Source organism: Polynucleobacter sp. MWH-Berg-3C6 (assembly GCF_018881855.1).
GTDB lineage: Bacteria > Pseudomonadota > Gammaproteobacteria > Burkholderiales > Burkholderiaceae > Polynucleobacter.
Map to the genome: position 1 here is coordinate 108967 of NZ_JACVPN010000004.1, position 25209 is coordinate 134175.

A 25209-nucleotide genomic window follows, 5' to 3' on the forward strand; every position below is an offset into this window, starting at 1 on the left:
CATGTAGCGGGGTTTTTATTTGCATCGATGCATTCAGAATTATTTTGGCAAGATTGTTTCGCTTGCAAATAGATCTGCAGTTTTTTCACGAGCACGAATAACGTAAGCATTTTTTCCATCAACCATAATCTCTGCCGGTTTTGGGCGAGTGTTGTAGTTCGATGCCATCACAAAACCATATGCGCCAGCAGAAAGGATTGCTAAAAGATCCCCCTCCTCAACAGCAAGTGTGCGATCTCTACCAAGCCAATCACCAGATTCACAGACAGGCCCAACCACATCATAGGTTGAGCTCTTAGCTGCTTTAGTTTGAGCGGCAACAATGCCATGATGTGCTTCATATAGGGCCGGCCGCATCAGCTCTGTCATAGCGGCATCGACAATACAGAAGTTTTTTTCTACACCGGGCTTGAGGTATTCAACTTTAGTGAGTAGAACGCCAGCATTGCCAACCAAAGATCTGCCTGGCTCAAGCACAACATCTAGATGAGCAAAGCCGCGTTCTGCCACATGGTTCAAAAGAGTATTGGTAAATTCGGTAATGTCTGGAGGTGTTTCATCGCTGTACGAGATTCCGAGACCACCACCAAGATCTAGATGATGAATCACAATACCTTCCCTTTTGAGATTCTCAACTAAGTCTAAGACTTTATCTAAGGCATCTAAGTAGGGCGCGGTAGTGGTAATTTGCGAACCAATATGACAGTCAATTCCAACTACATCAATCTGCGAAAGTTGGCTAGCTTCACGATACGTTTTTAAAACTTCGTGATACGCAATTCCAAATTTATTTCCTTTTAAGCCTGTAGAAATATACGGATGCGTTTGCGCATCGACATCTGGATTGACGCGTAAAGAGATGGGCGCTCTGCAGTTGAGTTTGCTTGCTACACGGTTGATGTTGTGAAGCTCCGCAATGGATTCAACGTTAATACATTTCACTCCAGCCTGAAGAGCGCTTGCAATTTCAGTAGCAGATTTACCAACACCAGCAAACACTAGACTTTTTGGGTCGGCACCAATGGCCAAGGCACGTGCTAATTCACCGCCGCTTACTAAATCAAATCCCGCGCCGAGTTTTTTGAAGCAATCAATTACTGCTAAATTGCTATTGGCTTTCATGGCGTAATGCACGCGTGCGCGACGCTTACCTTGCTGATCAATGCAAGCTTTGTCATAAGCTTGGTAGGCTTCAGTCAACGCTTTTTTGCTGTAGACATACAGCGGTGTGCCAAATTCTTTTGCTAAATCTGCAAGCGGAATTTCTTCGGCATACCATGTGCCTTCGCGTTCAGTAAATCCAGATAATTGAGGAAGTGGAATTGCTTTACTTGTCATTACTTGGCCGATGATGAATTGTTGGTGCTAGCAGGAGTTTGCGGTGGATAGAGCTTACCTTTAGGCTCGGGCTCTGTAGGTGCTGGAGGCGCATTTGGAACATTTGGCATATATAGAGGACCCCTAACCCCACATCCAACAAGGGCTATTAGTAGGGCAATGCCGAGGGCTCTATTGAGAATCGCTATCATGAATGTCTCTAAAACGAATGATTGAATATAGCATGCAGGACTCTGGGATGAATCCAAATAAATCGAGCGTGGAAACCATTGACGACAAGCAGTTTCACCAGCTAGGGAGCAATTTATTGCAGTCTATCGAAGTGGCTTTAGAGGCCGCCGATGATGAATTGGATCTCGATTTGGATGTAGAGCGCCAAGGGGGCAATGTGATCAATATCCGCTTTAGGGATAAAAGCGTCATTGTGGTCAATACACAACCACCTTTACATGAGATTTGGGTGGCAGCAAAGTCTGGTGGTTATCACTACCGTTGGGCGGGAACCATGAGTCAGCCTTTGTGGCTCGATACCAAAACTGGCCGAGAGCTCTTAAATGATTTGACTGAGTTTGCTAGTGCTCAGGCTGGTCAAGCTGTGAATATTGGCCTAATTAAGTCTTAAGGCCTTAGGCTGCGCCAGTGGCATTTAAGGTTTCGATTACCTGGGTGTCAGGTACGCTCTTGATTTGAGCCTTACCTATTTTTTCCAAGATGACATAGCGAATCTGCCCGCCCTCTGTTTTCTTATCCACTTGCATGAGTTCCATATAGCGTTCTGCGCCAAACTTAGGCGGAACAATAGGCAAGTTCATGGATTTGATGATGGTAGTGAGGCGCTCTAACTCAGGTTTGGTAATGAGCTTAAGGCGACAAGATAAATCAGCACCCATCACCATGCCACAGCCAACAGCCTCGCCATGTAACCATTCCCCATAACCCATCCCAGCCTCAATAGCATGCCCAAAGGTATGTCCAAAGTTCAAGGTTGCACGAACGCCACCTTCTCTTTCGTCTGCAGAAACAACTGCAGATTTAATTTCACATGAACGCAGTACAGCATGTCCCATCGCATCGGTATTGCAGGCCAGTAATGCCGCCGCATTCACTTCAATCCAATCTAAGAAATTGGCATCTGCAATAGCACCATGTTTCACTACTTCAGCAAGGCCAGCAGAGAGTTCTCTTGGAGGCAAAGTCTTGAGTGTATTCAGATCGGCAATGACAGCAACCGGTTGATGAAAGGCCCCAATCATATTTTTCCCTAAAGGATGATTGATGCCAGTCTTCCCGCCAACAGATGAGTCAACCTGAGCTAGTAAGGTAGTGGGAACTTGTATGAAGCGAATGCCGCGCATGAAGCTCGCAGCAGCAAAACCAGCCATATCGCCAATCACACCGCCACCTAAAGCAACCAACATGGTTTGGCGATCTGCACCAAACTTTAAAAGATCATCAAAAATCAGTTGAAGATTTTTCCAGTCTTTGTATGACTCTCCATCAGGCAGAGTAATTGTTCTAACGGGTTTGCCAAAAGTCTCTAAAGTCTTAGTCAAGCGCGCAGCATAAAGCGGTGCAACCGTAGTATTGGTAACAATATAAATTGAAGTGGCTTTTTCACAAGCGCTAAATAAGCTTGGTTGATCAATCAGGTCAGTACCGATATAGATTGGATAGCTGCGGTTGCCAAGATCAACTTCGAGTGTTTTCATCATAGTGCCAATGTATTTAAGCGGAAAGTTCAAGTTGCATGATTAAGGTATTGACCAGCTGATTGACACTGGGCTTACCAGTTTCAATGACATGATCTGCTATTTCGCGGTAAAGGGGATCGCGAATGGCATATAAATTTTCTAGAATCTTTTTAGGGTCACCATTCCGAAGTAGGGGGCGCCCTTCGCCGCCTTTAGTGCGGTGCCAAAGTTCATTTGGATTTGCGTGAAGGTAAATTACAGTGCCACGCTCACTGAGCGCTTGACGATTACCTGGAAGCAAAATAGCGCCACCACCAGTGGCCAGCACAATTTCATGTTCAGCAGTAATGTCCTGAATAGCTTGGGCTTCTCGTTTGCGAAATCCTTCTTCACCTTCCATCTCGAAGATGACGGGAATTTTCACACCACAACGCTCTTCAATGACATGGTCGGCATCTAAAAAGCGGCGCCCTAATTTTTTGGCCAGCACTTTTCCTACGGTCGACTTTCCGGCACCCATGAGGCCGATGAGAAAGATGTTGTTTTTCGAAGAGTTCACACTTCGATTTTATTAGGGTTTGTCGAGAACGGTAGGGGTTAAGAAGACAAGCAGTTCAGTTTTGTCTTGTAATTTGGATTTATGACGAAATAAGTGGCCTATTAGAGGAATATCTCCCAGTAAGGGGACTTTGACTTCATCCTCCCTTGCGGTTGTCTGAAAGATTCCTCCAATAATCACCGTTCCACCATTTTCAACCGTCACCTCTGAGCTCACGCTTTTGGTATCAATGGCATATCCCTGCTCTGTTTTCATGCCAATAGTGTCTTTATTAATGCCAACTAGCATGGAGATTCTTCCGTCAGGATGAATTTTTGGCAAAACCTCCAAACGTAAATTTGCCTTCCGGAATTGCAATTTACTGCCATTTTGTGAGGTGGTTTGATAGGGAAGTTCCGTCCCCTGCTCGATAGTGGCCTTCACCTGATCACCGGTCATGATGCGTGGATTGGAGAGAATTTTTCCTTGGCCATCTGACTCAAGAGCCGACAATTCTGCCTGTAAGAGGCGACTACCATTTTTAGAAATCAGCGTTGCAGCTACAGTTGCAGGATTGAATCCACTTAAACCTGTACCACTCAAATCAAAATTACTCGAAACCTTTTTGTCTAGGCTGCTGCTCAAAGAGCTCGCTTGATAACTAAGCTTTACTCCTAGTTCACGAGCAAAGCGTTCATCTGCTTCCACAATACGGGCCTCAATCAGTATTTGTCTTGGGCTATTGATGTGGTCGCCACCAAAGGGGAGGGCTGCATCTTCCCGCCGATGCTTTTGGAATGCAGCAATTTCTGCATGGGGACCAATCCAGTAAATATCGCCATTGCGCAGTAGGCGCAATCCTCTGCTTGCCAGAATGGAGTGAAGGGCTGTTTCCCATGGCGTGTTATTGAGTTCAACCGTCATTCTGCCTTTGATAGATTCACTTAATAAAAAGTTGGTGCTTGCAAGTTTGGCAAGCACTTGTAAAAGCTCTGTCACCTCAATATCGCTAAATTGCAAACTAATGGGTGCCTCCATTAAGTTTTGCGCAGGCAAATTCGCACGAATTGGAGTCACTAGAAAAATGCATAAAAAGCCAAAGCAAAGACTAAATTTTTGTATGTGTGCCTTCATCGATTTGGCCTTTGCTTCATTCGGTTTTAGAGGGTTTGAGATTGAGGGTTTTACCTTGTACGTGAGTGAGGGTTGCAAAGTCCTTCTCAAGCTGGGTTAATCGCCAATCCCCTAAAACCAGACCTCCTTTTTGAAACATCACATTGTTTTTACCGTTATGAAAAAACGCTTGTTGGGAGCCCCCCATTTGACTTACCCCCAGATAACGCCAGCCACGGAGTTCAAGCTCATAAGGCAGGGCTTGAGGCTTGGCAATGAGCCTGGTAATTGGCCTACTTTCTTTTAATGAGTGAACGCTCACTTCTATTGAGTCAATTGCCTCATATAAATCGTCTTGTTCGGTCTCTAATTCAGAGCGCAATACAGCAAGTTCCTTTTTAAGCTCAGAAATCTGCTTGTATGACTCTTGGTTTAAGGCTTCAGAGCCCGTCTTAAGGGATTCATAGGCCATCAATAGTGCTATGCCAATAGCGATTAACAAGACTCCGAATATGGCAAACGCTCCCAACTGGTGGAGTTGATTGAATACTTTAGAGTTACTGAAATCTGCTAGTCCGATGCGTTCTTTGGGTTGGTTTGAGGGCTCTGGAGATGGGCGCTTTGGTGAGGTGGATTTACGAATTCCATGAGGGTCGGGGATGGCTGGATCATCACCAAGCTCACTCAGAATTGCATCAAAAGATTGGGGAGAAATGTGGCGAGATGGCATCCCCTTATTTTTCAAGTTTGGACAATTAATAGACATCAGCCTGGGTTGAAACTGTTGTCAGCAAAGATGCTTAGAAAAACTCAAAAACAAGGGTTTTGGAGCTTTTAGGAAAATTACTTAAGCGCCCTATAATTTGAGCATATGGCCCTCCCCCCAAAAGACAAGCCGCCGCAAAATCAGCGACCAATCCGTCAACTCGACAGAAGTCCGCGGTATTCCCGAGTAGGGCCAGGCTCACCACGTAAATCTTCCAGTAATCCCCTAGTGAAAGCTATGTTGATTATGGGCGTGGTATTTGCTTTGGTAGTGATGTTGTTAATGGGCTACGCCTTTCTGGTCGCTAAACCCAATTTGCCAAAAATTTCGGCCTTGACGGATTACAACCCAAAAACACCATTGCGGATTTTTACAGCAGACAAGGTCTTGATTGGTGAGTTTGGTGAAGAGCGGCGCAAGGTCATTCCGTTGGATGAAATCCCGCAAACCATGCGCAATGCCGTTCTGGCAATTGAGGACGATCGTTTTTACTCTCATGGCGGCGTTGATTACGTCGGTATTTTGAGGGCCGCCCTTACTAATCTGCGCGGGCATTTATCGCAGGGCGCTTCAACCATCACCATGCAGGTGGCTCGCAATTTCTTCCTCAGCAATGAGAAAACATTCAGTCGCAAAATTTATGAAGTTTTGCTTGCGTGGGAGATTGAATCTCAACTCACAAAAGACAAGATCCTCGAGATCTACATGAATCAGATTTTCTTGGGCCAAAGAGCTTACGGTTTTTCGAGCGCAGCCCAGATTTATTTTGGCAAAGATTTAAAAGATATCTCGATAGCGGAGTCTGCTATGTTGGCTGGCCTACCTAAAGCCCCATCAGCATATAACCCAGTAAGCAATTTCCGTCGCGCTAAGATTCGCCAAGAATATATCTTGCAGCGTATGCGTGATCTTGGGTATATCTCAACTGAGGACTACCAAAAAGCCATGATTGAGGAGCTGCGTATTCGCGGCCTTGGTAATGAATTTGCAGTACGCGCTGACTTCCCTGCAGAGATGGTTCGCCAGTTATTGTTTACTCAGTATGGCGAGGCTATCTACTCTCAGGGAATCGATGTCTACACGACGATCTTAAAGGCAGATCAGGATGCTGCTTATAAAGCGGTGCGTCGCGGTATTTTTGAGTATGACTTACGGCATGCCTATCGCGGGCCCGAGGGCTTTATTGATCTTCCAGAGGACCCAGTAAAACGTCAGCGCGCAATTGATGAAGCCTTGCTTGCTTATCCACAATTAGATGACTTGCAATCCGGCGTTGTTCTCGATGTGAAGCCTAAAGAAATGCAAGTCATGATTGCTACTGGCGATACCATCACCTTGAAGGGTGATGGTATGAAATTAGCCTCGGCATCGATTACGGATAGCACCCAACCCAAAAAGCGTTTACGCCCAGGTGCAGTAGTTAGATTGCTTTTGGATGGTGGCGTTTGGAAGTTAGCGCAGTTGCCTCAGGTGGAGGCAGCCTTTGTTTCGATGAATGCAGATACGGGCGCGATCTTATCCTTGGTTGGAGGCTTTGATTTCCGTCGTAATCAATTCAATCACGTCACTCAAGCGCTGCGTCAGCCGGGATCCTCCTTCAAGCCTTTTATTTATGCTGCTGCAATTGAAAAAGGCTATACCCCAGCCACCATGGTTAACGATGCACCCTTATCGATTGGGAGTATGGAGACCGGTAGTCAGGCTTGGGAGCCAAAGAACTACGACGGCAAGTACGATGGCATGATGCGCTTGCGCAATGCATTGGCTAAATCCAAGAACTTAGTTTCTGTTCGGATTATTCGAGCGATTGGCCCTTCATATGCGCAAGAATATATTCAGCGTTTTGGCTTTGAGCCTGAAAAACATCCGCCTTACTTAACCATGGCTTTAGGTGCGGGCTCAGTGACGCCTTTGCAGATGGCCTCAGCTTATAGCGTCTTTGCAAATGGCGGATATCGCGTAGATCCGTTTTTGATCGACAAGATGGTTGGGTCCAAAGGAGAAATTTTGTTTGAGGCCAAACCTGCACGCGTTGGCGATGGAGCCCCTCGAGTTCTAGATGCGCGCACTGCATTTGTGATGGATAGTATGTTGCAGGAGGTAACTAAAACCGGTACGGCAGCATCCGCTAGACCTAAATTAGGTCGTAATGATATTGCCGGCAAAACAGGTACTACCAATGATTCTCATGATGCTTGGTTCGCTGGCTACAACCCTAAAGTAGTTGCCGTTGCTTGGATTGGTTTTGATAAGCCAGCTAGCTTAGGTGATCGTGAAACTGGTGGCGGCCTCGCTTTACCGATGTGGATTTCATATATGTCTGTAGCATTGAAAGATGTGCCACAGGAGGCACGTGAAGTTCCTAGTGGCGTGACGCAGGTAGATGGTGATTGGTTTATTCCTGAGTTTTCTCGTAGTGGTGGCTCACGCGAACTTCAGTAGTTCGTATTCAAAATGGCCCGGCAAGCACGCACTGTAATTCCTGGCCAAGCAATGCATGTCATGGTTCGTGGTAATAATCGTGAAACTCTTTTCTTTAGCGATGAAGATCGTCGTGCCTACTTAGATTGGTTGCGAGAGGCTGCAAGACAATTTGGATGTTCAGTCCACGCTTTTGCGTTAATGCCAAATCATGCGCACTTACTCATGACCCCGCAAAATGAAGATTCGCTTGCGAAAACAATGCAGTCTTTAGGTCGACGTTATGCCCAATACTTCAATCAACAGCATCATCGTTCCGGAACAATTTGGGAGGGACGTTATCGCTCATCTTTAATTGACCCAGACTATTTTTTACGTTGCCAGCGCTATATCGAACTGAATCCGGTAAGAGCTGGCTATGAATCGAGCCCCCAAGACTCCAATTGGACTAGCTTTGCTACTCATATTGGAGGCAAAGCAGAGTCTTGGTTAGTTGATCACCAGCACTTTTGGAAGCTGGGTAATACCCCATTCGAAAGGCAAATGAAATGGGCGGAGTTTGTGAGAGAGGGCGCCCCCCATTGGGAAGACCGGCAAATTACCGAATCTTTGCTCAGATCAAAGCCATGGGTCAGCGATATCTATGCGAAAAAGGTATTTAAAGACACTCCAGACTTGGCTCAAATACGGCATCGCGGACGTCCTAGAAAAATTAATTCAAGTAATTCAATTTCTTAGGATGATTTAGCGACGGTATTTAGGGTTGTGATAAACGACTCTGTCCCTATTTCAATAATTCATTTTGGTGCGGTCCCTAAATAAATGGGACAGAGTCATTTTATTTCTATTGCATCGGTATGGGTATTCCCCTATATTTGATCCTCCAAAAGTTATCGGGCCTTTGTCGCCCCTCGGAAATACTATGACTACACAATTCAATTCTGATCTACGCCCAATCGCTCATGGTCTCTATGACCCAAGTAATGAGCATGATGCTTGCGGCGTAGGATTTGTCGCGCACATTAAGGGCAAGAAATCCCACGAGATCGTTGCTCAAGGTTTAAAGATTCTTGAGAACTTGGATCATCGGGGTGCGGTTGGCGCAGATCCTTTAATGGGTGATGGTGCTGGCATCTTGATTCAGATTCCAGATGCCTTGTATCGCGAGGAAATGGCTAAGCAAGGAATTACATTGCCACCATTTGGTGAGTACGGTGTTGGCATGATTTTCTTGCCAAAAGAACATGCATCACGTTTAGCTTGTGAACAAGAATTAGAGCGCACTGTGCGCTTAGAAGGTCAAGTTGTTTTGGGATGGAGAGATGTGCCGGTAGATGTGAAATTGCCGATGTCTCCAACCGTGAGAATGACAGAGCCATTCATTCGTCAAATTTTTATCGGTCGCGGTCGCGACATCATGACAACCGATGCGCTTGAGCGTAAGTTGTATGTGATTCGTAAAACAGCAAGCCATGCAATTCAAGATTTACATTTGAAGCATGGCAAAGAATATTTTGTTGCATCAATGTCTGCGCGTACTATTGTTTATAAGGGTTTGCTGTTAGCTAACCAGGTAGGCGCATATTACGAAGATTTGCAAGATAAGCGTGCTGTGTCAGCTCTTGCACTAGTGCATCAGCGCTTCTCTACTAATACTTTCCCTGCATGGGAATTGGCTCACCCATACCGCATGATTGCGCACAACGGCGAAATCAATACTGTTAAGGGCAACGTTAATTGGGTCAATGCACGTGAAGGTGCAATTAGCTCGCCAGTCTTGGGCGATGACTTGCAAAAATTATGGCCATTGATTTATCCAGGTCAATCTGACACCGCTTGCTTTGATAACTGCTTAGAGTTGTTGGTAATGTCCGGCTATCCGTTGGCACAAGCCATGATGATGATGATTCCTGAGGCATGGGAACAGCATGCATTGATGGATGACAATCGCCGTGCTTTCTACGAGTACCACGCAGCGATGATGGAGCCATGGGATGGACCAGCTGCAATGGCATTTACCGATGGTCGTCAAATTGGCGCAACGTTGGATCGTAATGGCTTACGTCCAGCACGTTATTACGTAACCGATGATGACTTGGTCATCATGGCTTCCGAAGCTGGTGTGTTGCCGATTCCAGAAAATAAGATCGTTCAAAAATGGCGTCTACAGCCAGGCAAGATGTTCATGATCGACATGGAGCAAGGTCGCATCATTGATGACGTTGAGCTCAAGAATGCTGTATCTAAAGCCAAGCCATACAAGAGTTGGATTGATGCAGTTCGCGTGAAGCTAGATGAGGTTGATGCTAGCAAAGCTGATTTAGTCGATGAAAAAATGACGATTCGTCCAGCGGCTAAATTATTGGATCGCCAACAAGCGTTTGGTTACACACAAGAAGATATCAAGTACCTCATGGCCCCAATGGCCATGAATGGTGAAGAGGCTATTGGGTCCATGGGCAATGACAGCCCATTAGCGGTGCTATCAAACAAGAACAAGCCTTTATATAACTACTTCAAGCAATTATTTGCGCAGGTAACCAATCCTCCGATTGATCCAATTCGCGAAAACATGGTGATGTCATTGGTGTCATTCATTGGACCAAAGCCCAATTTATTAGATACCAACAATATCAACCCTCCAATGCGTTTGGAAGTGAGTCAACCCATTTTGGATTTTGATGACATCACCAAGATTCGTCATATTGGCCACTACACCAACGGTAAGTTCCGCTCTTACGAGTTAGATATTTGCTATCCGGCAGCATGGGGTAAGGCTGGCATCGAAGCGCGCTTAGCATCATTGTGTGCAGAAGCTGCTGATGCAGTACGTTCTGGGTACAACATTTTGATCGTGAGCGATCGTCAGGTGGATGAGAAGCATGTTGCTATTCCTGCATTGTTGGCTACCTCAGCAATTCATCAACACTTAGTTGAAAAAGGTTTGCGTACTAGCGTAGGTCTGGTTGTTGAGACTGGTAGCGCGCGTGAAACACATCACTTTGCACTCTTGGCTGGTTACGGTGCTGAAGCTATTCACCCGTACCTCGCGATGGAAACATTGACCGATATGGCTAAAGGCTTGTCGGGCGATTTATCTGGTGAAAAAGCGGTTAAGAACTTTGTTAAAGCGGTTGGTAAGGGCTTGCAAAAAGTGATGTCCAAGATGGGCATCTCTACGTATATGTCTTATACCGGCTCACAGATTTTTGAAGCGATTGGTTTAAACCATGAAATCATCAATCAGTATTTCAAGGGCACTCCATCTAACGTAGGTGGTATTGGCGTCTTTGAAGTAGCTGAAGAAGCTTTGCGTATGCACGCTGCTGCGTTTAGTAATGACCCAGTTCTCAGCAATATGTTGGATGCTGGTGGCGAATATGCCTTCCGTATCCGTGGCGAGAACCACATGTGGACTCCAGATACGATTGCGAAGTTGCAGCACTCTACTCGTATTGGGGCGGAGAAGGGCTATCAAACTTATAAAGAGTACGCCAACATCATCAATGATCAAACTAAGCGTCAGATGACTTTGCGCGGTTTGTTTGAGTTCAAGATTGATCCTGCAAAAGCAATTCCATTGGATGAAGTTGAGTCTGCAAAAGAAATCGTGAAACGTTTTGCTACGGGCGCGATGTCTTTGGGCTCGATCTCAACTGAAGCACATGCGACCTTGGCAATTGCGATGAACCGTATCGGCGGTAAATCCAATACCGGTGAGGGTGGCGAGGATCCAAATCGTTATGTGAATGAACTCAAAGGCATTCCAATTAAGAAGGGTGAAACGCTCGCTAGCGTTTTAGGTAGCGATGTTGTTGAAGCCAATATCCCATTGCTTGATGGCGATTCATTGCGCTCGAAGATTAAACAAGTTGCTTCAGGCCGTTTCGGCGTAACGACAGAGTACTTGCGTTCTGCAGATCAAATTCAGATCAAGATGGCGCAAGGCGCAAAGCCAGGTGAAGGCGGTCAATTACCAGGCGGTAAAGTATCTGACTACATTGGTAAGTTGCGTTTCTCAGTGCCAGGCGTTGGTTTAATTTCTCCTCCTCCGCACCATGACATTTATTCAATTGAAGATATTGCCCAATTGATTCATGACTTGAAGAACGTCAATCCAAAAGCAGATGTTTCTGTCAAATTAGTATCTGAAGTTGGTGTAGGTACAGTTGCGGCTGGTGTTGCCAAGGCAAAAGCGGATCACGTAGTGATTGCTGGTCATGATGGCGGCACTGGCGCATCTCCACTATCTTCAATTAAGCACGCTGGTTCACCATGGGAACTGGGCTTGGCTGAAACCCAGCAAACCTTGGTTCTCAATGGTTTACGTAGCCGTATTCGCGTTCAAGCTGACGGCCAAATGAAGACGGGTCGCGACGTAGTTATTGGTGCTCTATTGGGCGCTGATGAGTTTGGTTTTGCGACAGCTCCATTGGTAGTAGAGGGTTGCATCATGATGCGTAAGTGCCATTTAAATACTTGCCCAGTCGGTGTTGCTACTCAAGATCCAGAGTTACGTAAGAAATTCTCTGGTAAGCCAGAGCATGTTGTGAACTTCTTCTTCTTTATTGCTGAAGAAGCTCGCGAGATCATGGCGCAATTGGGTATTCGGAAGTTTGATGACTTGATCGGCCGCGTTGATTTGCTAGATACTCGCAAAGGTATTGAGAACTGGAAGGTTCATGGTTTGGATTTCAGCAAAATTTTTGCTGAACCTCAAGTTGCTGCAGATGTTCCACGCTATCAAGTGTTGACACAAGATCACGGCTTAACAAGTGCGCTTGATAACGTTTTGATCGAGAAGAGTGAGCCTGCTTTAGAGCGCGGCGAGAAAGTTTCGTTCATTGTTCCAGTGAAGAACGTGAATCGTACTGTTGGCGCAATGCTCTCAGGCGAAGTAGCGCAACGTTATGGTCACGCTGGTTTGCCTGACGACACTATCCACATTCAGTTGAATGGCACGGCGGGTCAAAGCTTTGCGGCTTTCTTGTCCCGTGGCATTACTCTGGACTTAGTAGGTGATGGCAATGACTACGTTGGCAAAGGCTTGTCTGGCGGACGTGTGATTGTTCGTGCTTCACATGAGTTCCGTGGCGATACGGCTAAGAACATCATTGTTGGTAACACCGTTTTATACGGTGCAATTGCTGGTGAAGCATTCTTCAATGGTGTTGCTGGTGAGCGTTTTGCAGTTCGTAACTCTGGAGCCACTACGGTTGTTGAAGGTACTGGTGACCACGGTTGTGAATACATGACTGGTGGAACTGTAGTGGTGCTTGGTACTACTGGCCGTAACTTTGCTGCAGGCATGAGCGGTGGTATTGCTTACGTTTATGACGAAGATGGCATGTTTGATAAGCGTTGCAATACCAGCATGGCAACGCTAGAAAAAGTTTTGCCTTCTGCAGAGCAGATTGCCAAGATGCCTCAGTCTGAGTGGCATGCTCCGGTTGATGTGAAAGATGGTGGTGAGCGCTTAACCGACGAGCAAATTTTGAAGAGCTTAATTGAGCGTCATTTCCGTTACACCGGTTCAGAGCGCGCTAAAGCACTCTTGGCTGATTGGGAAAATTCTCGTGCGCGTTTTATCAAGGTTCTCCCAACTGAGTACAAACGTGCTCTAGGTGAGTTATGGGATAAGGCGCAAAACAAAACTGTTGCTGCTTAATTAATACAGATATTAAGAAAAGATACTAAGGATTCGATATGGGTAAGGTCACTGGATTTATGGAGTTTGAGCGCGTCGATGAAACGTACGAAGCGCCAGTCAAACGCCTTCATCATTACAAAGAGTTTGTCGCTGCTTTAACCGACGAAGAAGCTAAAGTTCAAGGCGCGCGCTGCATGGATTGCGGTATTCCGTTTTGTAATAGCGGGTGCCCAGTGAACAACATCATTCCCGACTTTAATGACTTGGTGTTCCATAACGACTGGAAAAATGCTTTAGATGTTTTGCAATCTACCAATAACTTTCCAGAGTTCACGGGCCGTATTTGTCCGGCACCTTGTGAAGCGGCTTGTACCTTAGGTATTAACCGCGCTCCTGTTGGCATTAAGTCTATTGAACATGCCATTATTGATAAAGGTTGGGAGAGTGGTTGGGTGAAGCCTCAGCCATCTAAAACCAAGACTGGCAAAAAGGTAGCTGTTGTTGGTGGTGGCCCTGCTGGTATGGCAGCCGCCCAGCAATTGGCACGCGTTGGCCATGACGTCACTGTGTTTGAAAAGAATGATCGCATTGGTGGTTTGCTGCGCTACGGTATTCCAGATTTCAAAATGGAAAAGTGGTTGATTGATCGTCGTGTAGAGCAGATGCAAGCTGAAGGCGTGAAATTTGAAACCGGTGTTTTTGTTGGTAAAGAAGCCATTGGCGCCGAAGTAAAAAATTACTCTACTAAAACAGTTTCGCCTGATCAGTTGATGAAAGACTTTGATGCAGTAGTGATTACTGGCGGTGCAGAGCAGCCACGTGATCTCCCTGTTCCTGGTCGCGAATTGGCTGGCGTGCACTATGCCTTGGAGTTTTTGATTCCACAAAACAAAGAGAATGCGGGCGATTTCAAAAATGAAATCCGCGCTACTGATAAGCATGTTGTCGTTATTGGTGGTGGTGATACTGGTTCTGATTGTGTTGGAACATCGAATCGTCATGGCGCCACAAAAATTACTCAGTTCGAATTGCTCCCGCAACCGCCTGAAGAAGAGAATAAGCCCTTGGTATGGCCTTATTGGCCAACCAAACTCCGTACCTCCTCTTCTCATGAAGAAGGTTGTGACCGCGATTGGTCAGTTGGAACGAAGCGTTTTGAAGGCAAAAACGGCAAAGTAGAAAAATTAATTGGTGTTCGTTTGGAGTGGAAAGACGGCAAGATGGCTGAAGTTCCAAATTCTGAATTTGAGATCAAGGCAGATTTAGTACTTCTGGCTATGGGATTTGTATCCCCAGTTCAGCAAGTGCTCAATGCTTTTGGCGTTGAGAAAGATGCGCGTGGCAACGCTAAAGCAACTGTGGATGGCCAAAATGCTTATCAAACTAACGTTCCCAAGGTTTTTGCAGCTGGTGATATGCGCCGCGGACAATCTTTAGTGGTTTGGGCAATTCGTGAAGGGCGCCAATGCGCCCAGGCAGTAGATGAGTATTTGATGGGGTCATCTGTTTTACCCCGATAATATTGGGGATATGAACACTGTCCACCCAAACTCTTTGGATGCAAGCAAGCAATCTATAGGAGAAGTTGTCGTTTCCGTCAAGGACGTCGACTTTTCCTATGCTCCTGGTGAGCGACAGATTTTGTCAGGTCTCAATATGGAGTTTCGTCGCGGCCAAGTGGTCGCAGTGATGGGCGGATCGGGCTGCGGTAAAACTACCATCTTGCGTTTAATCGGCGGTCAATTTACTGCACAATCTGGTCAAGTTTTATTTGAAGGCCAAGACATCGGCAAGATGACCGGTGATCAATTAATGAATGCTCGTCGTCGCATGGGTATGTTATTTCAGTTTGGTGCTTTGTTTACCGATCTCAGCGTTTTTGAAAACGTAGCATTCCCATTACGCGAACATACTGATTTAAGTGAAGAACTTTTACGTTCCTTAGTATTGATGAAGTTAAATGCGGTGGGATTACGTGGTGCTCGTGATTTAATGCCATCGCAAATTTCTGGTGGCATGGCAAGACGGGTTGCCCTCGCTAGAGCAATTGCTTTAGACCCTCCCCTCATCATGTATGACGAGCCTTTTGCAGGCTTAGACCCAATCTCTTTAGGCATTACTGCACGCTTAATACGTGATCTGAATAACGCCCTCGGAGCCACGAGTTTATTGGTTACACACGATGTTGAAGAGACTTTTGAAATTGCTGATTACGTCTACTTTATCGCGAATGGCCGGATTGGCGCACAAGGTACGCCTGCTGAATTAAGTCGCTCGACCGATCCTTTTGTTAGACAGTTTTTGGATGCTGCACCTGATGGTCCAGTACCTTTTCATTACCCAGGTCAAAGCTTGGCTGAAGATTTTGGAGTGAGCATTTAATGACTGCTCTTCAAAAACTTCTCGACTTATTTGGCGACCTTGGATTTTTTGTTCGTCGCAACTTGAGTAGTCTCGGGCTTGCTACAAGAATGTTTGTAGCAGTCATTTTGCGTTCAGGATTTTTACTGAAAAGACCTCGCCTCGTCATCGATCAAATCCTCTTTGTTGGCAATCTCTCTTTTGTGATCATTGCGGTCTCGGGTTTATTTGTAGGATTTGTATTGGGATTGCAGGGCTACTACACCTTAAATCGCTATGGCTCAGAGCAGGCCCTGGGTTTATTGGTTGCACTTTCTTTGACTCGTGAATTAGGCCCAGTTATTACTGCTCTGCTGTTTGCTGGTCGTGCGGGTACTTCATTGACCGCAGAAATTGGCTTAATGAAAGCCGGTGAGCAATTAAGTGCAATGGAGATGATGGCTGTTGACCCCTTAGGCAGAGTGATAGCCCCAAGACTTTGGGCTGGCATTATTTCTATGCCAATTTTGGCAACCATCTTTACTGCGGTAGGCGTCATGGGTGGCTATTTTGTGGGAGTTCCCCTGATTGGTGTTGATTCTGGGGCCTTTTGGTCTCAGATGCAGGGTGGTGTAGATCTCTTTTCAGATATCGGTAATGGCTTAATTAAAAGCATGGTGTTTGGTGTGGCAGTGACGTTTATTGCCCTTTATCAGGGTTATGAAGCGAAGCCTACGCCTGAGGGCGTATCGCAGGCCACCACTCGGACAGTGGTGATTTCTTCTTTATCGGTTTTAGCGTTGGATTTCCTGCTAACCGCAATGATGTTCTCGAACTAGAAAGAATAAACTGGGACTCTTATGAGAAAAAGTGCAATTGATATTTGGGTAGGAATTTTTGTTGCCATTGGTTTATTGGCAGCTCTATTTCTGGCATTGAAGGTCGGCAATATGAATGCAGTGTCATTTGCACCCACTTATAAAATTTCTGCGCGCTTTGACAATATTGGCGGATTAAAACCTCGTGCACCAGTGAAGAGTGCTGGAGTGGTAGTTGGACGTATTGCTAATATTTCCTTTGATGACAAAACCTATCAAGCAACTGTTGTGATGACAATTGAAGATTCTTATAAGTTTCCAAAAGACTCATCCGCAAAGATTTTGACTTCAGGATTGTTGGGCGAGCAATATATTGGCCTTGAGGCTGGCGGCTCGGATGATTTTTTGGCTAATGGCGAAAAAATTACCCAGACCCAATCAGCAATTGTTTTAGAAAACCTCATTAGTCAGTTTCTCTATAACAAGGCAGCAGATAGCGGGCAAGATAAGGGTGCAGCAAAGTAATGCCGTCTGTAGTCAAGTTCATCAGCAGGGCTAGGCAATGCATCTTGTTATGTATAGCTTCTGTCTTAGTAGGCTGCGCCTCAATACCTGCAGGGGTTGAGCCTTCACCACAAGATCCTTGGGAGCGATTTAATCGCTCCGTTTTTGAATTCAATGAAGGTCTTGATGCCTATTTATTGAAACCAGTAGTCGCTGGTTATCGATTTGTTTTACCTGAATTTGTGCGTGAAGGTATTTACAACTTCTTTAGTAACTACAACGATATCTATACAGCTTTGCAAAATATGTTGCAGGGTAAGCCCGACTTTGCCTTCAATGATTTGATGCGCGTGGTAGTTAATACCACCTTTGGTTTGGGTGGATTAATCGATATGGCCACTCCTGGCGGTTTAGAAAAGCACAAGGAAGACTGGGGCCAAACTTTTGGTGTTTGGGGTGTACCTGCTGGCCCATACGTAGTCTTGCCTTTCTTTGGACCAAGTAACGTACGCGATACCTTTGGAACGGTTGCTGATTTAGAGTCCGATTATCTCTTCAGTTACGTTAAAGATATTGGGTTACGAAACAGTATTACTGGCTTACGCGTTGTAAATGCTCGCAATACTTACTACGAAGCTGGTGATTTATTGGATGGGGCTGCGATTGATAAGTACAGCTTTATGCGAGATGCTTATATTCAGCGTCGTCAGTATCAAATTAACGAGGGCCGTGATGATGAAGAGCCTACGATGCCCGTTTACCAGAATCCTTACGAGTAAGCGATTTAGCTGAGGGGCTAAAATTAGCCTCAATCAAGATAAAAATAGCGAGATAATTGGATATGAAAATTTTTAAAAAATTGACCAAGTCTTTAGTAGCAGGTTTGCTACTTATCTCCGGCGCAGTCTTTGCGCAAATCCCTGATCAAACAACGGCTCCTGATGTGCTGATCAAAATGGTTGTGTCTGATGTTATGGCCTCCGTGAAGGCGGACCCTGAAATCCAAAAGGGCAATATTCCGAGGGTAGTCGATTTAGTTGAAAAGAAAATTGTTCCTTATACCGATATGCGCCGCACCACCGAAATGGCAATGGGCCCCAATTGGAAGAAGGCAACCCCTGAGCAGCAAAATCAATTGGTCATGGAATTCAAAAACTTATTAATCCGCACATACTCTGGCGCCTTGAGCCAGCTGCGGGATCAGACAGTGCAATTTAAGATACTTCGTGCAGCACCAGACGATAAGGAAGTTGTTGTCAAAACCGTTGTCCTTGGTCGTGGAGATCCAGTCCCATTGGATTACCGTCTGGAGAAAACCGACAAAGGTTGGAAAGTCTACGATATGAACATCATGGGTGTTTGGTTAGTTGAGGCTTACCGTAATCAGTTCTCAAATCAGATTAGTCAAAATGGAATTGATGGCCTTGTGAAATTTTTGCAAGAACGCAATAAGCAGTTAGCTAGCGCTAAGCCAGCAAATTAATAACAATATTCATTTAGATATTTTTCAATGACCTTTTCTTTACCTACAACCGTTACACAGGAAAACGTTCTGCAGTTAGAAAAAGAAGGCTTGTTAAATTTAGCGAACTTAAGAACGATTAATTGCTCTGCCTTAAAAGATTTTGATTCCACAGTACTAACTGTTTTATTGGCATGGCAAAAAAAGCTGAAGGCTGATGGTCAGTCCCTATCTATAGAGCATGCACCTGAGAAGCTAAAAGTATTGGCCAGCGTATATGGTGTATCCGCATTGCTAGGTTTGTAATAGCATGCATCCTGCAATTTCAATTCAAAACATATCCAAACATTATGGGGCGCTTCAGGCCCTAGACGATGTTTCTCTCACTATTGAGCCCGGTGAATTTTTTGGCCTACTTGGCCCTAACGGCGCTGGTAAAACCACGCTGATCTCTATCTTGGCAGGCTTGGTAACCCCAAGTGCGGGTCATGCAGCAATTATGGGTGCTGATGTACAAAAGGCTTTTCGTGAGGCGCGTCGCATGTTGGGCGTTGTTCCTCAAGAATTGGTATTTGATCCTTTTTTCACCGTTCGTGAAACCTTGCGTTTCCAATCTGGCTACTTTGGTATTCGCAATAACGACGCATGGATTGATGAGATCATCGCAAATCTTGATCTCACAGCAAAGGCTGATAGCAATATGCGTTCTTTGTCGGGCGGCATGAAACGTCGTGTATTGGTTGCCCAGGCATTAGTGCACAGACCACCGGTGATTATTTTGGATGAGCCAACTGCTGGGGTGGATGTAGAGTTGCGCCAGTCTTTATGGCAGTTCATTAGTAGACTCAATCAAGATGGCCACACCATTGTGTTAACTACGCATTATTTAGAAGAGGCTGAAGCCTTATGTCAGCGCATTGCCATGCTCAAGCAAGGCAAGATTGTTGCGTTAGATACCACTGCCAATCTTTTAGCTCGCTACGGTTCGGTCAAAAAAGATGGCGAAGGCAAGACCGATCTGGAAGAGGTTTTTGTCAACATCATGTCTGGGGGTGCTTTATGAAGCATGGACTCAGTAGACCGCCTTTAGAGTACGGCAGCGGCTTCCCCACATTACTGCGCAAAGAAATATTGCGTTTTTATAAGGTTGGATTTCAGACTGTAGCGGCACCGGTATTAACAGCGGTTTTGTATCTCATGATTTTTGGACATGTTCTCGAAGGTAGAGAGGTCTATGGCCGTTTGAGTTACACAGCATTTTTGATACCAGGTTTGGTCATGATGAGCGTTTTACAAAATGCATTTGCAAATACCTCCTCATCCCTAATCCAGTCGAAGGTCACGGGCAACTTGGTATTTGTTTTGCTTGCCCCTTTGAGCCATTTTGAATTCTATGCGGCCTATATATTGGCGGCCGTGTTTCGTGGTGTCGTAGTGGGCTTTGGCGTATTTGTGATTACCGCTTGGTATGGCTTGCCGGCACTAGAACACCCATTGTGGATTCTGACTTTTGCATTTTTGGGTGCCGCTATTTTGGGTAGCCTGGGTTTGATTGCTGGTATCTGGGCGGATAAATATGATCAACTCGCTGCTTTTCAGAACTTTGTCATCATGCCCGCCACCATGTTGTCTGGCGTTTTCTACTCGATTCATTCACTGCCACTAGCCTGGCAAGTGGTTTCCCATTTCAACCCATTTTTTTACATGATTGATGGCTTCCGTTACGGCTTCTTTGGAGTTTCTGATATTTCCCCATGGAATAGTTTGGCAATCGTGGCTTGTTTCTTTATTGTGGTTTCAGTGATTGCTTTACGCTTGTTACAAAAGGGCTATAAGCTCCGCCATTAAGTATTCACATTATTACGTTTTATTAGGAGAGATGTATGTTTCCAACCCCAGAGCAAATTGAGGGCTATATCAAGCAGGGCATTACCTGCACCCACATTCAGGTAGAGGGCGATGGCCAGCATTTTTTTGCAACGATTGTGAGCCCAGACTTTGAGGGTAAGCGCTTGGTACAGCGTCACCAATTGGTATATGGCGCAATGGGCGATCGCATGAAGGCAGAAGTGCATGCCTTATCCATTAAGGCTTTTACACCCGAAGAGTTTGCTCAAAACCCTGCAGCCTAAATATTAATAACAGAACTACGACAGTTTTTATTGGAATCGTTTCATGGATAAATTACGAATGGTTGGCGGCACTCCTCTCAAAGGTGAGGTGGTGATCGCAGGAGCCAAAAATGCAGCTCTACCCATTCTTTGTGCCTGCTTACTTACTGACCAACCAGTCGTGTTGCGCAACGTGCCAGATTTACAGGATGTCCGCACGATGCTCAAGCTTTTGCAAGAAATCGGCGTCACAGTCAATTTTCCAGATGCAAGTGATCGCAGTCATTTGGTATTGAGTGCTGCGGTAATTAAGAGTTCAGAAGCGACCTATGAGAGGGTGAAAACCATGCGCGCCTCTATTTTGGTTTTGGGCCCACTGTTAGCCAGAATGCATAGCGCCAAGGTTTCTTTGCCAGGTGGTTGCGCCATTGGTGCTCGGCCAGTGGATCAGCACATTAAGGGCCTCAAAGCCATGGGTGCAAGTATCAAGATTAAGAGCGGTTATATCCAAGCAGAGACAAAATCACCAGCCGATCGTCTCAAGGGCGCATCGATTTTGACCGACATGATTACGGTAACAGGCACAGAGAATTTATTGATGGCTGCTACCTTGGCCACAGGCACCACCATTTTAGAAAATGCTGCACGCGAACCAGAGGTTGGCGATCTTGCTGAATTGCTAGTCAAGATGGGTGCAAAGATTTCTGGCATTGGTACCGATCGCTTAGTGATTGAGGGCGTTGAAAAACTTCATGGTGCTGAGCATTCGGTGATTCCGGATCGTATTGAAGCGGGTACATTCTTATGCGCAGTTGCCGCTGCTGGTGGTGAAGTGGTGGTGAAACATTGCCGCCCCGATACTTTAGACGCGGTAGTGGTTAAGCTCAAAGAGGCTGGTCTACAAATGGAGATTGGCGCCGATTGGATTAAGGCCTCTATGCAAGGTCGCCCTAAGGCAGTGAGTTTTCGTACTTCAGAGTACCCAGCTTTCCCAACCGATATGCAGGCGCAATTGATGGCTGTGAATGCTGTAGCTGCTGGCAGCTCAATGATTACCGAAACTATTTTCGAGAATCGTTTTATGCACGTTCAAGAGTTAAATCGCCTAGGTGCAGATATCGCAATCGAAGGAAATACTGCCATTGCGCAGGGCGTTGAAAAGCTCTCGGGCGCGATTGTGATGGCTACCGACTTACGTGCCTCTGCTAGTTTGGTGATTGCTGGCCTGGCGGCTCAAGGTGAAACTCAGGTTGACCGGATCTACCATTTGGATCGTGGCTATGACCGCATGGAGCATAAATTGACGCTGTTGGGTGCAAAGATTGAGCGCATAAAGTAAGCCTGATGGATAATTAGTCCATGAAATTGACTTTAGCCCTCTCCAAAGGGCGTATCTTCGAAGAGACTGCTGAGATCTTATCCAAGGTCGGCATTGTGCCGAAGGAAGATCCTGAGAAGTCACGCAAGCTGATTATTGAGACCTCAAATCCAGATGTCCGTTTGATTATTGTGCGCGCCTCTGATGTGCCAACTTATGTGCAATTTGGCGGTGCTGATTTTGGCGTGGCAGGGCTAGATGTACTGATGGAAAAAGGCACAGACGGCCTTTATGTGCCATACGATCTCAATATTGCAAAGTGCCGCATGTCGGTTGCAGTGCGCGAAGGCTTTGACTACGCAGCAGCAGTTAAACAAGGCTCTCGTTTAAAGGTGGCCACCAAATACGTGAATTGCGCACGTGAGCACTTTGCTAATAAAGGCGTACACATCGATACGATTCAGCTCTATGGTTCTATGGAGCTTGCCCCGCTAGTTGGTTTGGCTGATGCAATTGTCGATTTGGTCTCTACTGGTAATACTTTAAAAGCGAATGGTTTAGTTGAAGTGGAGCCAATTGCGGATATCAGTGCGCGCCTAGTAGTAAACCAGGCCTCATACAAGCGTAAGCGTGCTCAATTGCAACCTATTTTTGAGTTACTGAAGTAAGGCATATTCCTTTTCGCTCAAATGTCTGCGCCAATCAAAGTCAAGCGTCTCAATAGCCATGATGCGGGTTTCAAAGAAACCCTGCTCTCTAGTCTTTCCTTGCCCATGGCTGACGATGAAGCAATTGAGGTAGCTGTTGCTAAAATCCTCTTAGCGGTTAAAGAGAATGGTGATAAAGCAGTTCTAGAGTTCACAAAACAATTTGATCGTTTGAACGTTGCTAGCGTATCTGAATTAGAGATTCCGAAAAAAGATTTAGAGCAGGCTTATAAGTCTTTATCTGCTGATCAAAAAAATGCGTTAGATATCGCTGCACAACGCGTTCGTGCGTACCATGAGAAGCAAAAGATTGAAGCCGGTTGCCACTCCTGGGAATATGAAGAGGCGGATGGTACGCGCTTAGGTCAAAAAGTGACGCCACTAGATCGTGTTGGAATTTATGTTCCCGGTGGCAAGGCCGCTTATCCATCTTCTGTGCTCATGAATGCCATCCCTGCGAAAGTAGCTGGTGTTGCACAAGTCATCATGGTTGTGCCAACCCCAGATGGTGCGCGTAACCCATTGGTATTAGCTGCTGCGTATTTGGCTGGTGTTGATCGTGTCTTTACCATTGGCGGCGCTCAAGCTGTTGGCGCCCTAGCTTATGGCACGAAGACTATTCCCTCTGTAGATAAGATTGTTGGTCCGGGTAATGCTTATGTTGCGGCTGCTAAGCGCAGGGTATTTGGAATTGTTGGCATTGACATGATTGCAGGCCCCTCTGAAATTTTAGTGCTTTGCGATGGCTCCAGTAATCCCGATTGGATTGCGATGGATCTCTTTTCTCAGGCAGAGCATGATGAGCAGGCCCAATCGATTCTGCTTTGCCCTGATGCTGCATTTATTGAGCAAGTACAAGCCAGTATTAATAAGCTGCTACCAGAGATGCCAAGAGCCAAAGTCATTGAAGCATCTTTAAGTAATCGTGCACTCCTCATTCAGGTAAAAGATATGAGCGAAGCTTGCGAGATCGCTAATGCGATCGCTGCAGAACACTTAGAGATTTGCGCAGTAGATCCACGCAAGTGGGCAGAGAAGATTCGCCATGCTGGCGCGATCTTTATGGGTAACTACACTAGCGAATCCCTTGGAGATTACTGTGCTGGACCTAATCACGTCCTGCCAACAGCCCGTACAGCCCGCTTCTCATCACCGTTGGGCGTCTATGACTTTATTAAGCGCTCCAGCATGATTGAAGTAAGTGAAGCGGGTGCTCAGACCTTAGGTTTGGTTGCTAGTACCCTAGCCCATGGAGAGGGCTTACAAGCTCATGCACGCGCCGCTGAGATGCGACTTAAAAAGTAATTCGAAAATAAAATCGATTTAAATTAAGCGAGGATTTCTTTTAAAGCGGCGACTAGTTCGCCGCTTTGTTCATCTGTGCCAATCGTAATGCGCAAGAAATCCTCTATACGCGGCAACTTAAAGTGGCGCAAGATGATGCCGCGATCTCGCAAAGCTTGATAGAGTTTTTCTCCTGCATGTTGCGGGTGGCGAGTGAAGATAAAGTTTGCAGTTGACGGCAGCGTTTCAAAGCCTAGGACTTTTAGATCGCTAATCAATTTGCTGCGAGTTTGCATGACCTTGGCCGAGGTGCTTTCAAGATGTGCTTGATCTTCGATTGCAGCGATGGCACCAGCCTGTGCAAGACGACCGAGAGGGTAAGAGTTAAAGCTATTTTTTACCCGCTCCAAGCCTTCAATCAAGGCTGGGTGACCAACTGCAAAACCAACACGCAAGCCAGCAAGCGCTCTTGATTTTGAGAGTGTGTGTACTACGAGAAGATTCTCTGGACAGGAGGCACTACGCAATAATGGAATGCAAGATTCCGTGCCGTAATCAACATACGCTTCATCAATAACTACCACGGAGTCTTTATTTTGGGAAAGTAAAGATTCGATTGCAGAGCGTGCGATGGATCTGCCAGTGGGTGCATTTGGATTCGGGAAAATAATTCCACCGTTGGGAGCTTGGTAGTCTGCTAGATTGATCTCAAACTCTTTTCCAAGTGGCACCGCCTTGTAGTCAATTCCAAATAGCTTGCAGTAGACCGGATAGAAGCTATACGTGATATCCGGAAAATGAACTGGTTTGTTGTGTTTGAGTAGGCCGGCAAAAACATGGGCCAAAACTTCATCTGAGCCATTTCCCAAAAAGACCTGTTTTGGATCTAGGCCATGCAGCTTGGCAATAGCTTGTTTGAGTGCAGCACCCTCTGGATCGGGGTAAAGGCGCAAATCTTCATTGTTTTGGCCATCAATTGCGGCTATAGCTTTGGGCGAGGGTCCATAAGGACTTTCGTTGGTGTTGAGCTTTACCAGCCGCTGCATTTGCGGTTGCTCCCCAGGCACATAAGGGGTTAGGGTTTGAACAACAGGGCTCCAAAAACGGCTCATTAGGGTACTCGGCTCAAAAATCAGAAAGAAAGTGAA

Annotated in this window: 23 protein-coding genes and 1 pseudogene; 17 read left to right on the forward strand and 7 right to left on the reverse strand. The window is 45.9% G+C overall.

Annotated elements, in window-relative coordinates:
* Positions 1–39 precede the first annotated feature (39 nt).
* Together lysA and ICN13_RS10160 are read right to left on the reverse strand one after the other, a co-directional pair.
* Complete coding sequence (lysA, locus tag ICN13_RS08085) at positions 40–1338, reverse strand: diaminopimelate decarboxylase (protein WP_216139846.1); 1299 nt, start codon at positions 1336–1338, stop codon at positions 40–42.
* A gap of 110 nt (positions 1339–1448) precedes the next feature.
* Positions 1449–1529, reverse strand: a pseudogene (locus ICN13_RS10160) (lipoprotein); the annotation flags it as partial.
* A 47-nt stretch (positions 1530–1576) separates the two neighbouring features.
* Between ICN13_RS10160 and cyaY the strand changes: the two are divergent.
* On the forward strand, positions 1577–1960 hold the full coding sequence (cyaY, locus tag ICN13_RS08095) for an iron donor protein CyaY (RefSeq protein ID WP_216139848.1): 384 nt from the start codon (positions 1577–1579) through the stop codon (positions 1958–1960).
* A 4-nt stretch (positions 1961–1964) separates the two neighbouring features.
* On the opposite strand, the gene aroB is transcribed toward cyaY, so the two are convergent.
* From aroB to ICN13_RS08115, 4 genes are read right to left on the reverse strand one after another with little or no spacing between them, the layout of a single operon-like run.
* A complete protein-coding gene (gene aroB, locus ICN13_RS08100; protein ID WP_255534098.1) occupies positions 1965–3047 on the reverse strand; it encodes a 3-dehydroquinate synthase in 1083 nt (360 codons plus the stop codon).
* Positions 3048–3063: 16 nt separating this feature from the next.
* The gene (locus ICN13_RS08105; RefSeq protein WP_216139850.1) at positions 3064–3588 is read right to left on the reverse strand and encodes a shikimate kinase; all 525 of its coding nucleotides are present in this window, start codon (positions 3586–3588) and stop codon (positions 3064–3066) included.
* Positions 3589–3600: 12 nt separating this feature from the next.
* Entirely contained in the window at positions 3601–4701 is a 1101-nt protein-coding gene (locus ICN13_RS08110; RefSeq protein WP_255534096.1) for a secretin and TonB N-terminal domain-containing protein, read from the reverse strand.
* A gap of 16 nt (positions 4702–4717) precedes the next feature.
* Positions 4718–5410, reverse strand: coding sequence for a hypothetical protein (locus ICN13_RS08115; RefSeq protein ID WP_216139851.1), 693 nt, complete (start codon positions 5408–5410; stop codon positions 4718–4720).
* A 141-nt stretch (positions 5411–5551) separates the two neighbouring features.
* Here ICN13_RS08115 and ICN13_RS08120 point away from each other — a divergent pair, with 141 nt between their 5' ends.
* The 16 genes from ICN13_RS08120 (at position 5552) to hisD (ending at position 24082) form a co-directional block, all read left to right on the forward strand.
* Complete coding sequence (locus ICN13_RS08120) at positions 5552–7888, forward strand: penicillin-binding protein 1A (RefSeq protein WP_216139852.1); 2337 nt, start codon at positions 5552–5554, stop codon at positions 7886–7888.
* Positions 7889–7900: 12 nt separating this feature from the next.
* A complete protein-coding gene (locus ICN13_RS08125) occupies positions 7901–8605 on the forward strand; it encodes a transposase (protein WP_216139853.1) in 705 nt (234 codons plus the stop codon).
* A gap of 184 nt (positions 8606–8789) precedes the next feature.
* On the forward strand, positions 8790–13535 hold the full coding sequence (locus tag ICN13_RS08130; RefSeq protein WP_216139854.1) for a glutamate synthase-related protein: 4746 nt from the start codon (positions 8790–8792) through the stop codon (positions 13533–13535).
* A gap of 38 nt (positions 13536–13573) precedes the next feature.
* Entirely contained in the window at positions 13574–15037 is a 1464-nt protein-coding gene (locus ICN13_RS08135; protein ID WP_216139855.1) for a glutamate synthase subunit beta, read from the forward strand.
* 10 nt (positions 15038–15047) lie between these two features.
* Positions 15048–15899, forward strand: a complete 852-nt coding sequence (locus ICN13_RS08140) for an ABC transporter ATP-binding protein (RefSeq protein WP_216139856.1) — start codon at positions 15048–15050, stop codon at positions 15897–15899.
* The gene (mlaE, locus tag ICN13_RS08145) at positions 15899–16696 is read left to right on the forward strand and encodes a lipid asymmetry maintenance ABC transporter permease subunit MlaE (RefSeq protein WP_216139857.1); all 798 of its coding nucleotides are present in this window, start codon (positions 15899–15901) and stop codon (positions 16694–16696) included. The genes ICN13_RS08140 and mlaE overlap by 1 nt, the downstream gene beginning before the upstream one ends.
* A gap of 21 nt (positions 16697–16717) precedes the next feature.
* Positions 16718–17200: an outer membrane lipid asymmetry maintenance protein MlaD gene (gene mlaD, locus ICN13_RS08150; protein ID WP_216139858.1), complete on the forward strand. Its 483-nt coding sequence runs from the start codon at positions 16718–16720 to the stop codon at positions 17198–17200.
* A complete protein-coding gene (locus ICN13_RS08155; RefSeq protein WP_216139859.1) occupies positions 17200–17958 on the forward strand; it encodes a VacJ family lipoprotein in 759 nt (252 codons plus the stop codon). The genes mlaD and ICN13_RS08155 overlap by 1 nt, the downstream gene beginning before the upstream one ends.
* 62 nt (positions 17959–18020) lie before the next feature.
* Positions 18021–18662 (forward strand): phospholipid-binding protein MlaC, encoded by a 642-nt coding sequence (locus ICN13_RS08160; protein ID WP_216139860.1) that lies wholly within the window; start codon positions 18021–18023, stop codon positions 18660–18662.
* A 27-nt stretch (positions 18663–18689) separates the two neighbouring features.
* On the forward strand, positions 18690–18947 hold the full coding sequence (locus tag ICN13_RS08165) for a lipid asymmetry maintenance protein MlaB (RefSeq protein WP_216139861.1): 258 nt from the start codon (positions 18690–18692) through the stop codon (positions 18945–18947).
* A gap of 4 nt (positions 18948–18951) precedes the next feature.
* Positions 18952–19704, forward strand: coding sequence for an ABC transporter ATP-binding protein (locus ICN13_RS08170; protein WP_216139862.1), 753 nt, complete (start codon positions 18952–18954; stop codon positions 19702–19704).
* Positions 19701–20489, forward strand: a complete 789-nt coding sequence (locus tag ICN13_RS08175; protein ID WP_216139863.1) for an ABC transporter permease — start codon at positions 19701–19703, stop codon at positions 20487–20489. Before ICN13_RS08170 ends, ICN13_RS08175 begins: the two co-directional genes overlap by 4 nt.
* 35 nt (positions 20490–20524) lie before the next feature.
* Entirely contained in the window at positions 20525–20773 is a 249-nt protein-coding gene (locus ICN13_RS08180) for a BolA family protein (protein WP_216139864.1), read from the forward strand.
* A 43-nt stretch (positions 20774–20816) separates the two neighbouring features.
* Positions 20817–22091, forward strand: coding sequence for a UDP-N-acetylglucosamine 1-carboxyvinyltransferase (gene murA / locus ICN13_RS08185; RefSeq protein WP_216139865.1), 1275 nt, complete (start codon positions 20817–20819; stop codon positions 22089–22091).
* A gap of 20 nt (positions 22092–22111) precedes the next feature.
* Positions 22112–22738, forward strand: a complete 627-nt coding sequence (gene hisG, locus ICN13_RS08190) for an ATP phosphoribosyltransferase (protein ID WP_216139866.1) — start codon at positions 22112–22114, stop codon at positions 22736–22738.
* Between the two features lie 21 nt (positions 22739–22759).
* Positions 22760–24082 carry a histidinol dehydrogenase gene (gene hisD / locus ICN13_RS08195; protein ID WP_216139867.1) on the forward strand — a complete coding sequence of 441 codons (1323 nt, stop codon included), beginning with the start codon at positions 22760–22762 and terminating at the stop codon, positions 24080–24082.
* Between the two features lie 23 nt (positions 24083–24105).
* Here hisD and hisC read toward each other — a convergent pair whose 3' ends face one another.
* Positions 24106–25173: a histidinol-phosphate transaminase gene (hisC, locus tag ICN13_RS08200; RefSeq protein WP_216139868.1), complete on the reverse strand. Its 1068-nt coding sequence runs from the start codon at positions 25171–25173 to the stop codon at positions 24106–24108.
* Positions 25174–25209: the final 36 nt, after the last annotated feature.

Bases quoted from the DNA above. Each gene is read 5' to 3' on its own strand.
- lysA (WP_216139846.1), bottom strand. From the start codon at position 1,338: ATGACAAGTAAAGCAATTCCACTTCCTCAATTATCTGGATTTACTGAA.
- cyaY (WP_216139848.1), top strand. From the start codon at position 1,577: ATGAATCCAAATAAATCGAGCGTGGAAACCATTGACGACAAGCAGTTT.
- aroB (WP_255534098.1), bottom strand. From the start codon at position 3,047: ATGAAAACACTCGAAGTTGATCTTGGCAACCGCAGCTATCCAATCTAT.
- ICN13_RS08110 (WP_255534096.1), bottom strand. From the start codon at position 4,701: ATGAAGGCACACATACAAAAATTTAGTCTTTGCTTTGGCTTTTTATGC.
- ICN13_RS08115 (WP_216139851.1), bottom strand. From the start codon at position 5,410: ATGCCATCTCGCCACATTTCTCCCCAATCTTTTGATGCAATTCTGAGT.
- ICN13_RS08120 (WP_216139852.1), top strand. From the start codon at position 5,552: ATGGCCCTCCCCCCAAAAGACAAGCCGCCGCAAAATCAGCGACCAATC.
- ICN13_RS08125 (WP_216139853.1), top strand. From the start codon at position 7,901: ATGGCCCGGCAAGCACGCACTGTAATTCCTGGCCAAGCAATGCATGTC.
- ICN13_RS08130 (WP_216139854.1), top strand. From the start codon at position 8,790: ATGACTACACAATTCAATTCTGATCTACGCCCAATCGCTCATGGTCTC.
- ICN13_RS08135 (WP_216139855.1), top strand. From the start codon at position 13,574: ATGGGTAAGGTCACTGGATTTATGGAGTTTGAGCGCGTCGATGAAACG.
- ICN13_RS08140 (WP_216139856.1), top strand. From the start codon at position 15,048: ATGAACACTGTCCACCCAAACTCTTTGGATGCAAGCAAGCAATCTATA.
- mlaE (WP_216139857.1), top strand. From the start codon at position 15,899: ATGACTGCTCTTCAAAAACTTCTCGACTTATTTGGCGACCTTGGATTT.
- mlaD (WP_216139858.1), top strand. From the start codon at position 16,718: ATGAGAAAAAGTGCAATTGATATTTGGGTAGGAATTTTTGTTGCCATT.
- ICN13_RS08155 (WP_216139859.1), top strand. From the start codon at position 17,200: ATGCCGTCTGTAGTCAAGTTCATCAGCAGGGCTAGGCAATGCATCTTG.
- ICN13_RS08160 (WP_216139860.1), top strand. From the start codon at position 18,021: ATGAAAATTTTTAAAAAATTGACCAAGTCTTTAGTAGCAGGTTTGCTA.
- ICN13_RS08165 (WP_216139861.1), top strand. From the start codon at position 18,690: ATGACCTTTTCTTTACCTACAACCGTTACACAGGAAAACGTTCTGCAG.
- ICN13_RS08170 (WP_216139862.1), top strand. From the start codon at position 18,952: ATGCATCCTGCAATTTCAATTCAAAACATATCCAAACATTATGGGGCG.
- ICN13_RS08175 (WP_216139863.1), top strand. From the start codon at position 19,701: ATGAAGCATGGACTCAGTAGACCGCCTTTAGAGTACGGCAGCGGCTTC.
- ICN13_RS08180 (WP_216139864.1), top strand. From the start codon at position 20,525: ATGTTTCCAACCCCAGAGCAAATTGAGGGCTATATCAAGCAGGGCATT.
- murA (WP_216139865.1), top strand. From the start codon at position 20,817: ATGGATAAATTACGAATGGTTGGCGGCACTCCTCTCAAAGGTGAGGTG.
- hisG (WP_216139866.1), top strand. From the start codon at position 22,112: ATGAAATTGACTTTAGCCCTCTCCAAAGGGCGTATCTTCGAAGAGACT.
- hisD (WP_216139867.1), top strand. From the start codon at position 22,760: ATGTCTGCGCCAATCAAAGTCAAGCGTCTCAATAGCCATGATGCGGGT.
- hisC (WP_216139868.1), bottom strand. From the start codon at position 25,173: ATGAGCCGTTTTTGGAGCCCTGTTGTTCAAACCCTAACCCCTTATGTG.